This window comes from Marinobacter sp. L-46 (genome assembly GCF_056859535.1).
The window spans coordinates 23628-37882 of record NZ_JBSXOP010000081.1 but is presented as its reverse complement, the minus strand read 5'-3'; the positions used below and the strand labels follow the sequence as shown (position 1 = coordinate 37882).

The following is a 14255-nucleotide window of genomic DNA, read 5'->3' as shown; positions in this document are numbered from 1 at the left end:
CATTGAATTCTCTGGAGATGCGGTTGAAGCTGGCCCCGCCTTCGAGGTAAAGCTTCACCATCTTTAATTTGAATGCTTCACTATGTGTTCTTGTCATGTGACTCCCCAAAAGTCGGTGTCCAACTTTCGGGGGTCACTTCATACCGGGGGTCTGACCCCCGTGGAAGATCAGGGGTAGGTGGTTGAAGCCGCCGGTGGGGAACATGGCGCGTTCTGGTTGTTCGTCTTTTGCGATGTCTATGGCGGCTATCTGCTTCAGGAATTCTTCCATGAATACCTGCAGTTCCATCCTGGCCAGGGGCGCACCCGGGCATACGTGGATGCCGGCGCCGTAGAGCAGGTTTTTGCCGGCGTTCTGGTGCGGGCAGTAGCTGTCCGGGTTGCCGAATTCGGCTTCGTCCCGGTTGGCGGAGGCCCAGAGGAGGGTGATTTTCTCGCCGGCCGGAATGGTGCGGCCGCCGATTTCGACTTCGCGGGTGGTTACCCGGCGGTTGGAGATCAGCGGAGCATCCATGCGCAGGATTTCGTCGATGGCTTCGGGCAGCAGCTCCGGTGCGGCTTTCAGGTCGGCCATTAAAGCCGGGTGCCGGGCCAGGTAGTTCAGCAGTATCGAGACGGAGGCGGAAATGGTGGCCAATTCGCCCACGGTCCAGTTGCGCATCAGGCTGACCAGCTCGTCATCGGTCATGGGTTTGCCGTTCACCTGTTCGCGCATCAGCGATGTGGTGACGTCGTCCGGTGCCTGGTCGCCAGCCTGGCGGCGGGTGTTCAGCATATCGGTAATGTAGCCGTCGAATTCCTGGGCCACAGCGGCCATGGCATCGCGGTCCCGGGCGAGGGTGGCGCGGTGGTTCTTGCGCACCCATTCCGCCAGGGGTTCGTGCAGGCGCTCGGGCCAGCCCATGAAGGCGCACTGGATATGCAGGGCGAAGGGGCGGCTGAGGGCATCGACCACGTTAACGGCTTCACCCTGTGCCAGCTTACTGACTAGCCCCGCGGCTATTTCACGGCACACCGGTTCGAACCGGGCCATGGGTTCCGGGGCGAAGTAAGGCTCGATCACTTTGCGGTAAGGGGTGTGCTCGGGCGGGTCCATGCCGTTGGGAACGGACAGGTGGGCAGACACGGCGTTACTGAAGGTGTCGTGGTCTTCCAGAACCGCCATGACGTCTGCATGGCGGAACAGCGTCCATTGCTGGTAGTCGCTCCAGGCCACGGGGCAGCGTTCGCGCATGTCGTCGTACGCGCGGATCTGGTCTTTCTGTACGCTGGCGGCTCTTGGGTCCCAGTCTTCGTGGCGCTGTTCGGTCATACGGCCTCCTGATGGTCTCGTTAGCTTGCTTTCAGGCTAACACCGGAGGCCGCTGGCCATTTGGAGAAATGTCAATTTATGACATTTGTAAAGGAAATTGCTTATGCGCCGCGGGTAACGCTCACCACCTTCAGGTGGATGGGCTTGCGGCCTTTCATGGGCCATTCGATGCTGTCGCCGATGCTCAGGCCCAGCATGGCGGCACCGGCCGGGGCCAGGATGGAAACCTTGTGGTCTGCATCGCCCACTTCGTGGGGGTAAACCAGCATCATTTCGTGTTCTTTGCCGGCGTCTTCATCCACAAAGCGCACCAGCGAATTCATGGTGACCACACCTTCGGGCATTTCTGCCAGGGGCACGAGGTCTGCCCGGCTGAGTTCGTCTTCCAGGCTATCGGCGACATCGGACTTGCCGGCTATGCGCTCGAGCAGGGTGCTCAGGCGGTTGTAATCTTCTTCGGCAACAGTAATAGAAGGTAATTCAGACATAGAAATCTCCGGAAAAATGGTTCAACAATGTTTGGTTTTAAGCGCTGAATCCGGAAGGGTTGTAAGGTGGATTCAGCGAAATCAGAGGCGGATAGCAGCCCTGCCGGTGTTCGCAGAGGAAGACCGCAGTGCCAAAGAGGATGTGTGAATACAGGAAATCTGGCTGTTCACGTTGTTCGAATCAGTCCGTTATAGGATGCTATAGGCTGAATCTAACTCCCAAAGAGCAAAATGGCAACGGTTAAAAGGATGATGGCATGCCGGTAGTTGTACAGGCCCTGTTTCCGGTTTTCGTATTGATCATGTTGGGCCATGTTTTACGGCGGCTGAACTTCCCGGGCGGGGATTTCTGGCCCCAGGCGGAGCGGTTCACATATTACATTCTTTTCCCGGCCATGCTGGTGTTCAAACTGGGGCAGGCCAGGTTGCCGGCCTCGGCCTATGCCGACACCGCGTTGCTGATTGTGGCCATGCTACTGGCGATGGCGGCGGTGCTGGTGGCGGTTCAGCTGTTCTGGCGCTGGAGCGGGCCGGTGTTTTCCTCGGTGTATCAGGGCGCTATTCGCTTTAACTCCTATGTGGGCCTGGCGGCGGGCGGAATGCTGCTGGGGGATGATGGGCTGTCCCTGACGGCCATCGCGGTGGCCATTATGGTGCCGTTGCTGAACCTGCTGTGCATTCTGATGTTCTCGCTGGTGGCGGGGCAGGATAAAGTCAGCGTGGTTCAGGTGTTGCGGGCGATTGTGACCAACCCGCTGATAGTCGGATCGGTGCTGGGGGTGTTGTGGAGCTGGTTCCAGATCGGTTTCCATCCGCTGCTGGCGGGCATCCTGGCGCCCCTGAGTAACCTGGCGCTGCCCATGGGCTTGATGACAGTTGGGGCTGGATTGCAGCTCAGTGCCTTGCGAGGAGCTTCGGCGCCCTTCCTGGTGTCGTCCGGGTTGAAGCTGCTGGCCTTCCCCGCCATGGTGGTGGGGCTGGCCTGGGCGCTGGGGCTGAGTGGTTTGTTGGTGCAGGTGGCGGTGTTGCTGGCAGCGTTGCCTACCGCCACCTCGGCTTACATCCTGGCACGCCAGCTGGGCGGTGATGCGCCGCTGATGGCAGGGATCATCAGCGGGCAGACCTTGCTGGCGATGGTCACCATTCCGTTAATGTTGAGCCTGTTCTGGTAGGCATTCCAGTACAGCGTCCGCAATGGATTGCTGGAACCGGATGTAGCCTTCGCTGGTCGATTCGATATCGGTGGCCAGCGGGTCCCAGGTGCTGAAGGTCACGTTCAGGCCTTCCGTAATGGAACGCCACCACTGGCGGTTGAACTGGGGTTCGGTCAGTAGGCAGGGCTGGTTGGCCTGGCGCAGCTTGTCCTGCACTTCGGCAATGTGCCGGGCGCCGGGGGACAGCTCCGGGTTCAGGGTGAGCACGCCATCCAGTTGCAGTTCATAGTGTTCGGCAAAGCGTTCAAAGGCGCTGTGGTAGGCAAACAGGCTGATGCTGTGAAGCGGTGCCAGGCTGGCTTTGATGTCCTGTTCTGCTGCATTCAGGTCTTGCTCGAACCGGGCAAGGTTGGCGTCCAGTTCTTCTTTCTTCATATCCTCCAGCGTGACCAGTCTGGCGTGGATGTCCCGTGCCATGTCCAGGGCCAGTTGCGGGTCTGTCCAGATGTGCGGGTCTTCGCCGTCTCCGTGGTCGTGGCCATGGTCGTCGTGGTGATCGTGGCCGCTGTGTTCATCTTCGTGATGATTGTCTTCACCTTCCGGCACGTCGGTAAAGGCCACCACCCTGCCGTCGAATTCATGGCCACCGAGCAGGCGGCTGAGGAAGGTTTCCATCTCCGGCCCAACCCAGAAGATGGCGTCGGCCTGTTCCAGGGCTCGGCGCTGGGAGGGTTTCATGGTGTAGTTGTGGGGGCTGGAGCCGGCAGGTACCAGGGTTGAAACCTGCACGCTGTCGCCGGCCACCGCTTTCACCAGCAGTTCCAGAGGCTTGATGGAGGTAACAACGTTGGCGGCAGAGGCCGGAAAGGCGGTAACGGCCGCGGCCATGCCAAGGGCGAGAGAGAGGGTGCTGCGTTTCATGGTACTGAATCCTGATGATGTCCTGAAACGTTATAATATTACATTAACGGCAGTTGGTGCAAAGCCGATCATGCGAAACCGCCCCATGGCCGCTATAATGCGCCCTTTATAAATCGGCCACTTATTTTCAGGATGGTTTCATGACAGTACGCACCCGAATTGCCCCGTCGCCCACTGGCGATCCACACGTTGGTACCGCCTACGTGGCCTTGTTCAACCTGTGTTTTGCACGCCAGCACGGTGGCCAGTTCATTCTGCGCATTGAAGACACGGATCAGGCCCGTAGCACGGCGGAATCCGAGCAGGATATTCTCAAGGCCCTGCGCTGGCTGGGCCTGAACTGGGATGAAGGCCCCGATGTGGGCGGCCCCCACGGCCCTTATCGCCAGTCTGAGCGTAAGCACATGTACGGCCAGTATGCAGAAGACCTGGTTACCGCCGGCCATGCCTTCTATTGCTTCCGCACTCCGGAAGAACTGGACGCCATCCGCGAAGAGCGCAAGGCCCAGGGCCTGAACCCGGGTATCAAGGGTGATCTGGAGTTGCCGGCAGACGAAGTGAAGCGTCGCCTGGATGCCGGCGAGTCTTACGTTATCCGCATGAAGGTGCCGGACGAAGGTGTGTGCGAGATCCAGGACATGCTCCGGGGCACCATCGAAATTGACTGGGCCCAGGTGGACTGCCAGATCCTGCTGAAATCCGATGGCATGCCTACCTACCACCTGGCTAACGTGGTGGATGATCATTTGATGGGCATTACCCACGTGCTGCGGGGTGAGGAGTGGATCAACTCCGCGCCTAAGCACAAGCTGCTGTACCAGTACTTTGGCTGGGACATGCCGGAGCTTTGCCACCTGCCGCTGCTGCGTAACCCGGACAAGAGCAAGCTGTCGAAGCGCAAGAACCCCACCAGCATCAACTTCTATGAGCGCATGGGCTTTTTGCCGGAGGCGGTCACCAACTATCTGGGCCGCATGGGCTGGTCCATGCCGGACGAGCGCGAGAAGTTCACCCTGGATGAGATGATCGAGAACTTCGACATCCAGCGTGTGTCCCTCGGTGGCCCGGTGTTTGATGTGGAGAAGCTGCGCTGGCTGAACGGCCAGTGGATTCGCGATGAGCTGAGCGACGAGCAGTTCATGGAGCGGATGCACCAGTGGTGGTTCAACCGTGATGACCTGCAAGCGCTGGTGCCGCACATCAAGGGCAGGGCAGAGGTGTTCTCTGACGTTGCCCCCATGGCCCAGTTCATGTTCAGCGGCATGCTGAACCTGAAGCCGGAAGACTTCGCCCACAACAAGCTGGAAGAAGCCCAGGTCAAGCGGGTGCTGCAGTTCACCCTGTGGAAGCTGGAGGCCCAGCGCCACTGGAGCAAGGAAACCATCTTTGCCGACATCAAGGCCCTGGCCAAGGCCATGGACCTGAAGATGGGGGATTTCATGTTCTCGATCTTCGTGGCCATTGCCGGAACGCCCAATTCCTGGTCGGTGATGGACTCCATGGCCCTGCTTGGCCCGGACATGACCCGCGCCCGTTTGCGCACCGCACTGGACGTAATGGGTGGTTTCTCCAAGAAAGAAACCAAGAAAGTAGAGAAAGAATACGCCGCTCTGGATATTTAATAAGCGGTTTGTGGGTTAATTGAACGATGTGAACAGGGATGTTCAAAAAACTTTAAAAAAAGCGTTTTCAAGTGTTGACGCCCCCGGGGCGGATCCTTAATATACGCATCCGTTGAGGGGCCATAGCTCAGCTGGGAGAGCGCAACACTGGCAGTGTTGAGGTCAGCGGTTCGATCCCGCTTGGCTCCACCAATTTCTAGTCCCCTTCGTCTAGTGGCCTAGGACTCCGCCCTTTCACGGCGGCAACAGGGGTTCGAACCCCCTAGGGGACGCCAATACGGCTTGACGGTTTAGTCCACCGGAAAGCCATCAAAAAAACCGCCTTCGGGCGGTTTTTTTGTGCCTAGAATTTGCCCCCGGGGTCAGACTCCCCAACGGGGGTCTGACCCCTAGCGGGCGGCAATCGCTCCCTTGCCCACGCCTTCATAAGCCTTCACCCGAATCTCGTCTTCCGGAAACTCTGCCTTCAGCGTGTCGGCAATATGCGCGGCAATCAGCTCTACGGTGGTGTCTGTATCCAGCATGTACACGCGGCTTTCCGGCAGAGTGAGGGCGAATTCGCCCTGGTTGGCTTCGTATTCGAAGGTGATGTACGCCGCGCCGTCGTCGCCTACAAAGCGGCGGGTTACGTCTTCTTCGGTGCCTACGTAGATATCCTTCCACAGTTTGGCCCAGCGGTTTTCCAGGTCGTAGTCCCGGTGGCCGTTGCGGTCGATGCGGATGGGGGAGCGGTGGCCGTGGGCGATGCGCTGGCAGTTGCCCAGGTGTTTCTTCAGGCCGTGTACGTAGTGGTAGTAAGCGCCTTCAATCACGTCTTCCCGCAGGTTGATTTCCACGGAGGTGACGTTGCCGGGCAGTACTGCCATCAGTTCTCTTTCCAGCAGAGCGGCTACGGCCGAGGGGACTACGCGGTCTGAGGACAGCCACACCACGGCTTCATCCGGTGAGCGGTGTTCGATGCGGCTGCCGTCGGTCAGGTCCCATATAAAGGTGTCCGGGGTTTCTTCGTCCCAGTGCAGGCCTTCATAGCCACGGGGGATCACCAGGCGGTGGTCTACCCGCTCGTCGATCACCCGTTTGATGGTGCGTTTTACCAGGCTGAAATCGAACACCATGCCCTGTTCGTCCAGTTCGCCGCCCAGAACCACGTCGGCAATCCAGCTTTCACCCACAAGGCCCCGGCTTGGGTCCAGGTAGGCGAAGTCAATCACGGTGAGGTTGTCGACAAAGAGGTGGTTCATCAATGGTCCGGCTAATTTGGTTGCATGGTGGCGGAATTCTAGCAAAAATCGCGGGATTCAGCAGTTTACTGCAGCTATCCACGCTATTAAGGAATCCGGCATCTTAACCATCAACCCTTGTTCTCACGATCAGCAGTTTCCGGCATTGGTGCTGGCGGCGGGCCGTGCCTCCCGTATGGGGCATTACAAACAGTTGTTGCGGGTTCCTGGGCGGGGCACGTTGCTGGATAACGCCATTGGCCAGGCCCGGCAGTTGTCGGCGCAGATCACGGTGGTGGCTGGTGCCGGATATCCGCTGGTGCGTTTTCGCTGCCACAGGCAGCCGGCAAGCTGGATTGTGTGCGACAACTGGCAGGCCGGGCTGGCGGAATCCCTGAAGGCGGGTGTGGCCGCCCTGGGGCCGCGGGTATTGGGCGTGTTTGTGGTGTTGGGGGATCAGCCGTTATTGGATGTGGACGGCCTGAAGCAGCTGGCCCGGCAGGCCCGGGATAACCCGGCAAAAGCCCTGGGTGCCAGTTACGGGCGCAGAACGGGAGTGCCGGCGTGGATTCCGAGGGCCCTTTGGCCGCAGGTATTTCAGCTGGAAGGGGATGCCGGAGCGGGTGTTATCCTGAACCGTGCGGGAGCCGGCCGGGTAGAGATTGCCGGGGTGCAACAGGATGTCGACACCCCCGGCGACTGGCGTCAGGTACGTGCGGTGTTAAGCACCGAACAGGCCTGACAGCCAGGCGATACCCACACTGAAAATGCCGAGGCTCACGGCCAGGCCCAGCGTGTACATGCGGGAGTTGGCGGAGCGCTGCTGCGAGACGTACAGGTCGATGGTGCGCTGGGCGATGTCTTCCGCGGTTTCACGGGAGATTTCGTGGGCCTGCTGAATGGCTTCAGACTGCAGGGTTTGCCAGAACTCGGTGTCGATGGTCTGCACATTGGTGATGTGGTCTTTCAGCTCGGCCAGGTGATCGGGGGTAAAGCCGGCGGTTTTCGAGAGTTCTTTCTTCAGGGCCGACAGTTCCCGGCCCAGGTTGATGTTCACCTCGGCGGCTACGTCGTCCCGCAGGTTGCGGGTGCGCTCGTCGACCATCGCGGTGAGAGTGTTCAGGCGTTCTTCCAGCTCCGCCTCCTGCTTGCTCCGGGAGTCGTCCAGGGCCCGTTTCAAGTGGTCGTACTGTTCATCAAACAGGTCACTCAGCAGTTCGTGCAGGCGGTTGTTGATGTGGGTTTTCACGGCGGAACGGGAAATCTGTTCGATCAGATTGCTGGTCAGCGGCACCACATCGGCGCCGGCGTGGCCGTTCAGGTTGATCTCGGATTTCGGCTCGACCTCGGCGGATTCCATCTCGGCTGGCGGCTCCGGCAGGGTGCCGTGCTCTACGTCGTTGGCCAGCTCCTGCAGGGCGAGCTCCAGACGCTCGGTCTGGGGCGGCTTGGTGAGGATGCTGTAGATGCCGAAGTTCCTGGCTTCTTCCGTGAAATCGGAGGATTTCTTGGAGGTGCACATGATAATCGGAATGCCGGCGGTGTCCGGGTTGCCCTTGATGGCCTTGGTGGCCTCTACGCCGTTCATGCCGGGCATCAGGTGATCCATGAAGATCACATCCGGGCGGCCGTTGTTTTTCAGGAAGTCCAGGGCTTCCTCGGCAGAGCTTGCCATGTTCACTTCCATGTCACGACTCTCGAGCAGTTTGCTGAGGGCAAACCGGGCTACCTTGGAGTCGTCCACAAGCAGAGCATTCTTGATTGGCATGTCACTTCCTCAACCTGTTACTGCTGACGCGTGGGTGCTGCGACCGGGTTTTTGATTACCAGCCTTCCAGTTGCGGGCACTGGGTGGCCCGATAGCTTTTCTCCCGATAACACACACCGGGTTCCGTTGAGCGGGCGGTAAATATTTCGCCGGCTGCGGTTGTCAGGCGAACCTGTCCGTAGGGTTCACCGTGGCGGAAAGTGGCTTCGATGGAGCTTCCGTTGGGGTTGCGCAGCAGCCCCTTGCCATGGAATTTTCCTTCCATGTATTGCCCATCGTACTTCTTCCCGTCTGCAAAAATTTCTGTGCCCTGGCCGTGGAATTCACCATTGGAGAATTCGCCTTCATAGGTGCGGCCATCGGGGTAGGTGAGTGCGCCCTGGCCGTGGAACTCGCCATTGCGGAAGCCGCCCACATAAAGCATACCGCCGGTGGTGGTCAGGGAACCCTGTCCGTGCAGGTTGCCCTGGGCCCAGTTGCCGGTCAGGGTGTCGCCGTTGGCCCGGGCCAGGGTGCCCTTGCCATGGAATTCGTTGCGTTCGAAAAGGCCGTTGTAGCGGCTGCCATCCGGATACCAGGCGGTGCCTTCACCGTGGAACTTGCCATCGATAAAGTGGCCTTCGTAACGCAGGCCGGTATCGTCTTCGTAAGTGCCATCGCCGGTTTTAACACCACCCAGCCACTGGCCGTTGCGGAATTCTACGCGGGTGAGTTCTTCCAGCTGGCCAACCAGGGTCATCTGCTGGCCGGCTTTCAGGGCCACCGAATTGGTCCAGGGCTGGTAGCCGGGCTTGGCAATGGTGACGTCGTAACGGCCGGGGTCCAGTTCCAGGTCCAGGCGGGTGGCGCCATAGTTGCGGCCGTTAATGGTGACCACATCGCCCACCACGTTGGAGCGCAGTACCAGCTTGCCGGTGGTGGCTGGTTCGGGCTCCGGAGCAGGTTTGGCGGCAGTTTCGGGTTCGGCCTTTGGTGCCGGTGTGGCTGTCGGGGCTGAGATAGCAGCCACGGGCTCGGCCATGGCAAGCATTTCCGGCTCTTCGGGCATGGGTTCAACCGAGAAGGGTTCGGCAATCAGGGGCTGTTCGGGTTCCGGGGCCGGCTCGGGTTGAACCTGTGGGGCAGGCTCTGGTTCGGGCTCAGGCTGGGGTTCTGCATCGGCAAAGACCATTTCCGGGGTTTCGGCGGGCTCCGGGTCTGGCTCTGCACTGGCTTTGGCAATGGCGGCTTCCACCTGGGGCGCCTGGGCTACGGGCAGGGCAATGTCTTTGCGTACCGAGGCAAATCCGGCAGTAACCAGCAGCATTAGGGCAAGCGCGTTGATGAACAGCAGTGGTCTGAAATCGACCATGATGAAACCTCGTGATCCATACGTTCCGGATGCTTTTGTTATGGTTTCATCTTAACCACTGTCTGCAACGTTATGTAACAGAAACCGCCTGCAGTTGGTCAGAATGCTGGCCAAATCACACTTTGTCCGGAAGCGGGTCATGGTTAACCTGCTCCCACGCCTTCATGTATACATCGGCTTCATATTCATAGGGTGACCGGAACGGGGTCAGAACGAAGTCGAACACCAGGAAAAAGCTGCCGATGGACAGCCAGGCGATGGTCAGGGTGCTCAGGGTGGTGGCCTGTTGTTCCGGGTTGGAGGCAACGAACTCCTGCAGCATGGGGATCAGGCTGTTGGCCATCACCACCGGGTTAAAACTGGACAGTACAAAGGGCAGCCAGAAGGCGATCACCACGGGGAAGAAGCCGTAACACCACAGGGCGCGGCGTAGCAGGTAGAGGGCAACTTCCTTGCGAAACTGCCGTCTGAGTTCCGGTGTTTTGCGGATCTGCTCCAGGTACCGGCGGCGTTCGGCCCACCAGGCGGCTACTTCAGGAGAGTCTATGTGCTTCTGGGTATGGTCTGTCATAAATCGGCAGGCTACCTTGTTGAGTCCGTTCCGTGCATCATATCCGATAGTACGTGTTACCCTGTAATTCTCCAATTGTTCAATACACAGGATCGTTTTAATGGCTGCAGCGACAGACAACGCAATCCATCCGGCTTTCGAGAAAATTCGCAGTCACCGGATTGGCACCCTTAACCTGGAGGTTGAGGAGTATCGCCACAAGAAAACCGGTGCCCGCCATCTTCACCTGGCGGCAGATAACGACGAGAACGTGTTTTTCGTGGCCCTGCGTACCTTCCCGATGGACTCCACCGGTGTTGCGCACATTCTCGAGCATACGGCACTGTGCGGCAGTGAGCGTTATCCCGTTCGCGACCCGTTTTTCATGATGATCCGGCGTTCCCTGAATACCTTCATGAACGCCTTTACCAGCAGCGACTGGACCGCCTACCCGTTCGCCAGCATGAACCGCAAGGACTTCGACAACCTGTTGTCGGTGTACCTGGATTCGGTATTCTTCTCCAGGCTGGACCCGCTGGACTTTGCCCAGGAAGGCCATCGCCTGGAGTTCGACAAGCCGGACGACCCGTCCAGCGACCTGGTGTACCGGGGCGTGGTCTATAACGAAATGAAGGGGGCCATGAGTGCGCCCACTTCCCAGCTGTGGCAGAACCTGACCAGCCACCTGTTCCCGACCACCACCTACCACTACAACAGTGGCGGTGAGCCGGACCACATTGTAGACCTGAGCTACGATGACCTGGTGAAGTTCTACAAGCACCACTACCACCCGAGCAACGCGATTTTTGCCACCTACGGCAATATTCCCGCGCACGAGCACCACGAGAAGTTCGAAGAGCAGGCCCTGAAGCGGTTCGACAAGCTGGATATCGAGCTGCCGGTGCGGGACGAAAAGCGCATGTTCGCCCCTATGCGGGTAGAGCAGGGCTATGCGGTGAATGACGGCGAAGGCACCGAGAACAAAACCCACATTGTGATGGGCTGGTTGCTGGGCCACAGCTTTGACCTGCAGGAAAACCTTGAAGGCCAGCTGCTGTCTTCCGTCTTGCTGGAAAACAGTGCATCACCGCTGATGCGGGCACTGGAAACCACCGATCTGGGCCACGCGCCATCGCCCATGTGCGGGCTGGAAGATTCCAACCGGGAAATGACCTTTGTGTGCGGTATTGAAGGCAGTGAGCCGGAGCGCCGTGCCGAGCTGGAGCAGCTGGTGGAGTCTACCTTGCAGAAAGTGGTCGACGAAGGCATCAGCCAGGAGCGGCTGGAAGCCATTCTGCACCAGTTGGAACTGCATCAGCGCGAGATCGCCGGCGACAGCTTCCCGTATGGATTGCAGCTGATCATGCACGCGATTTCACCCATGGTGCACGGCGGGGATCCGGTGGAGCTGCTGGACCTTGAGCCGGTACTGGCTACCCTGCGTGAAAAGATCAAAGACCCGGACTACGTGCCAGGCCTGATTCGTCGCAAACTGCTGGATAACCCGCACCGGGTAACCCTGACCCTGCGCCCGGACGAAAACCTGGAAAGCCAGCATCAGAAGGCGATCCGGGAAACCCTGGCCAAGCGCAAGGCCAGCCTGAGCGAAGAGGAAGTGCAGCAGATTGTCGAGCGGGCACAGGCGCTGGAAGAGCGCCAGCTGCGCAAAGACGACGATTCCATTCTGCCGAAGGTAGGGCTGGACGATGTGCCCCTGCAGATGCCGGAGCCAGTCGGCAGTTACGATGCTGAAATTGGCGCTACGGTGTATGCCCGCGGCACCAACGGCCTGGTGTACCAGCAGGTAGTCCTGCCACTTCCGGCCCTGAGCAAAGACGAACTGCTGCTGTTGCCTTACTACACCACCCTGATTTCCGAGCTGGGTTGTGGCGACCTGGATTACCTGCAGATGCAGGATCGTATTTCCGCAGAATCCGGCGGCATTGGCGCATCCTTCACCGCCAAGGGCCGGATTGACGATGTACAGGCTATGTCCGGCTACCTGATCTTCAGCGGCAAGGCCCTGGCCCGCAACAGTGCGGCGCTGACCCGCCTGCTGAAAGATGTGTATACCGGTGTACGGTTTGACGAGCACGATCGCATCCGCGAAATCGTGGCCCAGGCCCGTGCCCGCCGCGAACAGGCGGTCACCGGCAGTGGCCACGCACTGGCCATGGGTGCTGCCGCCCAGGGTCTGAGCGCCGGCGCCTGGCTGACGTTCCGGTTGGGTGGCCTGGAAGGGATTCGGGGTACCAAGGCCTTGGACAAGTCCCTGAAAGACGAACAGGCCCTGAAGGATTTCTGTGCCAGCCTGGCCGCGCTGCATGACAAGATCCGCAACCAGGGTCGCCAGTTCCTGCTGATTGGCGAAGATGGCCAGCTGGCGCCTATGCTGGACGACCTGAAAGCCTGCTGGCAGAACGACAGCGGTGAAACCAGCGAAAGCTGGAGCATGGAGCCGGTGAACTACAACACCCGCGAAGCCTGGCTGACCTCTACCCAGGTGAACTTCTGCGCCAAGGCCTACAGCACCGTTGCCGTGGACCATCCGGATGCAGCAGCGCTGACGGTACTGGGTGGCTTCCTGCGTAACGGTTACCTGCACCGGGCTATTCGTGAGAAGGGCGGCGCCTACGGTGGTGGTTCCGGGCAGGACAGTGTGAACGGTGTGTTCCGGTTCTTCTCGTACCGCGATCCACGCCTGGCGGAAACCCTGGATGATTTCGATGCGGCGCTCGAATGGCTGCGCACCGAACAGCATGATCACCAATCCCTGGAAGAAGCTATTCTGGGCGTGATCGGCCAGCTTGACCGGCCCCGTTCTCCGGCCGGTGCGGCTCGCCATGCGTTCCATAATGGCTTGTTTGGCCGGTCACCGGAGCAGCGTGCCCGGTTCCGGGAGCGGGTGCTGGGCGTGACGATGGATGAGCTGCGCCGAGTGGCAGACACCTGGCTGAAGCCGGAAAACGCCAGCGTGGCGGTAGTCACCAGCCCGGACAACCGGGAAGTTGCCGAAGGGCTGGGGCTGGCTATCCAGGAGCTTTAACGGTGACGTTTCAACCCGGTGGTTACCATAATCCGGGTTGAAATCTCTTCCACCGAATAGGCCGTGGTGTTCAGGTAGGGGATGCGTTCCCGCTTGTACATCAGCTCGATTTCTTCGATTTCGTGCATGCACTGCTGGATGGACGAGTACCGGGAATTGGGCCGCCGTTCGTTACGGATGGTGGCCAGCCGCTCCGGGTCGATGGTCAGGCCGAACAGCTTTTCTTTGTGGGGCCGCAGGGCCGCCGGCATTTTCTGGTCGTCCAGGTCTTCTTCGGTGATCGGATAGTTGGCGGCCTTGATGCCGTACTGCAGGGCCAGGTACAGGCAGGTCGGCGTTTTGCCACTTCGGGACGCGCCTACCAGGATCAGGTCTGCTTCGTCGTAGTGGCGGGTGCGGGCGCCGTCGTCGTTATCCAGTGCAAAGTTGACTGCATGGATGCGCCGCTCGTAGCTGCCTTCGTTGTTGATGGAGTGGGACTTGCCCACCGAGTAAGACGACGACGAACTCAGTTCCTGCTCCAGCGGGCTCAGGAAGGTGCCGAAGATATCGATCATGAAGCCTTCGGCATCGCTGATAATCTCGCGGATGGTGCTGTTCACAATGGTGTCGAACACCAGGGGCCGTTCGCCATCCACTTCAGCGGCCTTGTTGATGCGGATGACCATCTCGCGGGCTTTGTCTTCGTCGTCAATATAGGGCACGGTTACCCGTTCGAAATCGATTTTTTCAAACTGTGCCAACAGCGCGTGGCCCAGTGCTTCGGCGGTCAGCCCTGTGCCGTCCGAGATAAAAAAAGCCGTTCTTTTCATGATTTCTTTCC

At 59.5% G+C, this 14255-nt stretch carries 12 protein-coding genes and 2 tRNA genes; 6 read left to right on the top strand and 8 right to left on the bottom strand.

Annotation, left to right across the window (positions count from 1 at the left end):
• Window positions 1–133: 133 nt before the first annotated feature.
• Together AC13DJ_RS14515 and rnk are read right to left on the bottom strand one after the other, a co-directional pair.
• A complete protein-coding gene (locus tag AC13DJ_RS14515; protein WP_482932825.1) occupies window positions 134–1312 on the bottom strand; it encodes a cytochrome P450 in 1179 nt (392 codons plus the stop codon).
• A gap of 101 nt (window positions 1313–1413) precedes the next feature.
• Window positions 1414–1800, bottom strand: a complete 387-nt coding sequence (gene rnk, locus AC13DJ_RS14510) for a nucleoside diphosphate kinase regulator (protein WP_474539962.1) — start codon at window positions 1798–1800, stop codon at window positions 1414–1416.
• A 257-nt stretch (window positions 1801–2057) separates the two neighbouring features.
• Here rnk and AC13DJ_RS14505 point away from each other — a divergent pair, with 257 nt between their 5' ends.
• Complete coding sequence (locus tag AC13DJ_RS14505) at window positions 2058–2972, top strand: AEC family transporter (RefSeq protein WP_474539961.1); 915 nt, start codon at window positions 2058–2060, stop codon at window positions 2970–2972.
• Here AC13DJ_RS14505 and AC13DJ_RS14500 read toward each other — a convergent pair.
• On the bottom strand, window positions 2949–3875 hold the full coding sequence (locus AC13DJ_RS14500) for a zinc ABC transporter substrate-binding protein (protein WP_474539960.1): 927 nt from the start codon (window positions 3873–3875) through the stop codon (window positions 2949–2951). The two genes, AC13DJ_RS14505 and AC13DJ_RS14500, sit on opposite strands and share 24 nt — an antisense overlap.
• A 140-nt stretch (window positions 3876–4015) precedes the next feature.
• Here AC13DJ_RS14500 and gltX point away from each other — a divergent pair, with 140 nt between their 5' ends.
• The 3 genes from gltX (at window position 4016) to AC13DJ_RS14485 (ending at window position 5772) form a co-directional block, all read left to right on the top strand.
• The gene (gene gltX / locus AC13DJ_RS14495; RefSeq protein WP_482932827.1) at window positions 4016–5497 is read left to right on the top strand and encodes a glutamate--tRNA ligase; all 1482 of its coding nucleotides are present in this window, start codon (window positions 4016–4018) and stop codon (window positions 5495–5497) included.
• A gap of 116 nt (window positions 5498–5613) precedes the next feature.
• A tRNA-Ala gene (locus tag AC13DJ_RS14490) sits at window positions 5614–5689 on the top strand.
• 7 nt (window positions 5690–5696) lie between these two features.
• A tRNA-Glu gene (locus AC13DJ_RS14485) sits at window positions 5697–5772 on the top strand.
• A 114-nt stretch (window positions 5773–5886) separates the two neighbouring features.
• Here AC13DJ_RS14485 and AC13DJ_RS14480 read toward each other — a convergent pair.
• Window positions 5887–6738, bottom strand: coding sequence for a 6-carboxytetrahydropterin synthase (locus AC13DJ_RS14480; RefSeq protein WP_482932828.1), 852 nt, complete (start codon window positions 6736–6738; stop codon window positions 5887–5889).
• 175 nt (window positions 6739–6913) lie between these two features.
• Between AC13DJ_RS14480 and AC13DJ_RS14475 the strand changes: the two genes are divergently transcribed.
• Window positions 6914–7459 (top strand): NTP transferase domain-containing protein, encoded by a 546-nt coding sequence (locus AC13DJ_RS14475; protein ID WP_476129651.1) that lies wholly within the window; start codon window positions 6914–6916, stop codon window positions 7457–7459.
• Here AC13DJ_RS14475 and AC13DJ_RS14470 read toward each other — a convergent pair.
• The 3 genes from AC13DJ_RS14470 to AC13DJ_RS14460 all read right to left on the bottom strand — a co-directional run bounded on the left by AC13DJ_RS14470 (window position 7439) and on the right by AC13DJ_RS14460 (window position 10407).
• Window positions 7439–8485, bottom strand: coding sequence for a response regulator (locus tag AC13DJ_RS14470; RefSeq protein WP_232901919.1), 1047 nt, complete (start codon window positions 8483–8485; stop codon window positions 7439–7441). The genes AC13DJ_RS14475 and AC13DJ_RS14470 overlap by 21 nt on opposite strands.
• Window positions 8486–8540: 55 nt before the next feature.
• Complete coding sequence (locus AC13DJ_RS14465) at window positions 8541–9836, bottom strand: PEGA domain-containing protein (RefSeq protein WP_474539956.1); 1296 nt, start codon at window positions 9834–9836, stop codon at window positions 8541–8543.
• Between the two features lie 115 nt (window positions 9837–9951).
• Window positions 9952–10407: a hypothetical protein gene (locus tag AC13DJ_RS14460; RefSeq protein ID WP_022988090.1), complete on the bottom strand. Its 456-nt coding sequence runs from the start codon at window positions 10405–10407 to the stop codon at window positions 9952–9954.
• Window positions 10408–10507: 100 nt separating this feature from the next.
• Between AC13DJ_RS14460 and AC13DJ_RS14455 the strand changes: the two genes are divergently transcribed.
• The gene (locus AC13DJ_RS14455; RefSeq protein ID WP_474539955.1) at window positions 10508–13432 is read left to right on the top strand and encodes an insulinase family protein; all 2925 of its coding nucleotides are present in this window, start codon (window positions 10508–10510) and stop codon (window positions 13430–13432) included.
• Here the strand turns inward: AC13DJ_RS14455 and ppsR are convergent.
• The gene (gene ppsR, locus AC13DJ_RS14450; RefSeq protein WP_094624245.1) at window positions 13429–14244 is read right to left on the bottom strand and encodes a posphoenolpyruvate synthetase regulatory kinase/phosphorylase PpsR; all 816 of its coding nucleotides are present in this window, start codon (window positions 14242–14244) and stop codon (window positions 13429–13431) included. The genes AC13DJ_RS14455 and ppsR overlap by 4 nt on opposite strands.
• Window positions 14245–14255: the final 11 nt, after the last annotated feature.

Excerpts from the sequence above, each read along its gene's own strand:
- AC13DJ_RS14515 (WP_482932825.1), bottom strand. The coding sequence starts at position 1,312 with ATGACCGAACAGCGCCACGAAGACTGGGACCCAAGAGCCGCCAGCGTA.
- rnk (WP_474539962.1), bottom strand. The coding sequence starts at position 1,800 with ATGTCTGAATTACCTTCTATTACTGTTGCCGAAGAAGATTACAACCGC.
- AC13DJ_RS14505 (WP_474539961.1), top strand. The coding sequence starts at position 2,058 with ATGCCGGTAGTTGTACAGGCCCTGTTTCCGGTTTTCGTATTGATCATG.
- AC13DJ_RS14500 (WP_474539960.1), bottom strand. The coding sequence starts at position 3,875 with ATGAAACGCAGCACCCTCTCTCTCGCCCTTGGCATGGCCGCGGCCGTT.
- gltX (WP_482932827.1), top strand. The coding sequence starts at position 4,016 with ATGACAGTACGCACCCGAATTGCCCCGTCGCCCACTGGCGATCCACAC.
- AC13DJ_RS14480 (WP_482932828.1), bottom strand. The coding sequence starts at position 6,738 with ATGAACCACCTCTTTGTCGACAACCTCACCGTGATTGACTTCGCCTAC.
- AC13DJ_RS14475 (WP_476129651.1), top strand. The coding sequence starts at position 6,914 with ATGGGGCATTACAAACAGTTGTTGCGGGTTCCTGGGCGGGGCACGTTG.
- AC13DJ_RS14470 (WP_232901919.1), bottom strand. The coding sequence starts at position 8,485 with ATGCCAATCAAGAATGCTCTGCTTGTGGACGACTCCAAGGTAGCCCGG.
- AC13DJ_RS14465 (WP_474539956.1), bottom strand. The coding sequence starts at position 9,836 with ATGGTCGATTTCAGACCACTGCTGTTCATCAACGCGCTTGCCCTAATG.
- AC13DJ_RS14460 (WP_022988090.1), bottom strand. The coding sequence starts at position 10,407 with ATGACAGACCATACCCAGAAGCACATAGACTCTCCTGAAGTAGCCGCC.
- AC13DJ_RS14455 (WP_474539955.1), top strand. The coding sequence starts at position 10,508 with ATGGCTGCAGCGACAGACAACGCAATCCATCCGGCTTTCGAGAAAATT.
- ppsR (WP_094624245.1), bottom strand. The coding sequence starts at position 14,244 with ATGAAAAGAACGGCTTTTTTTATCTCGGACGGCACAGGGCTGACCGCC.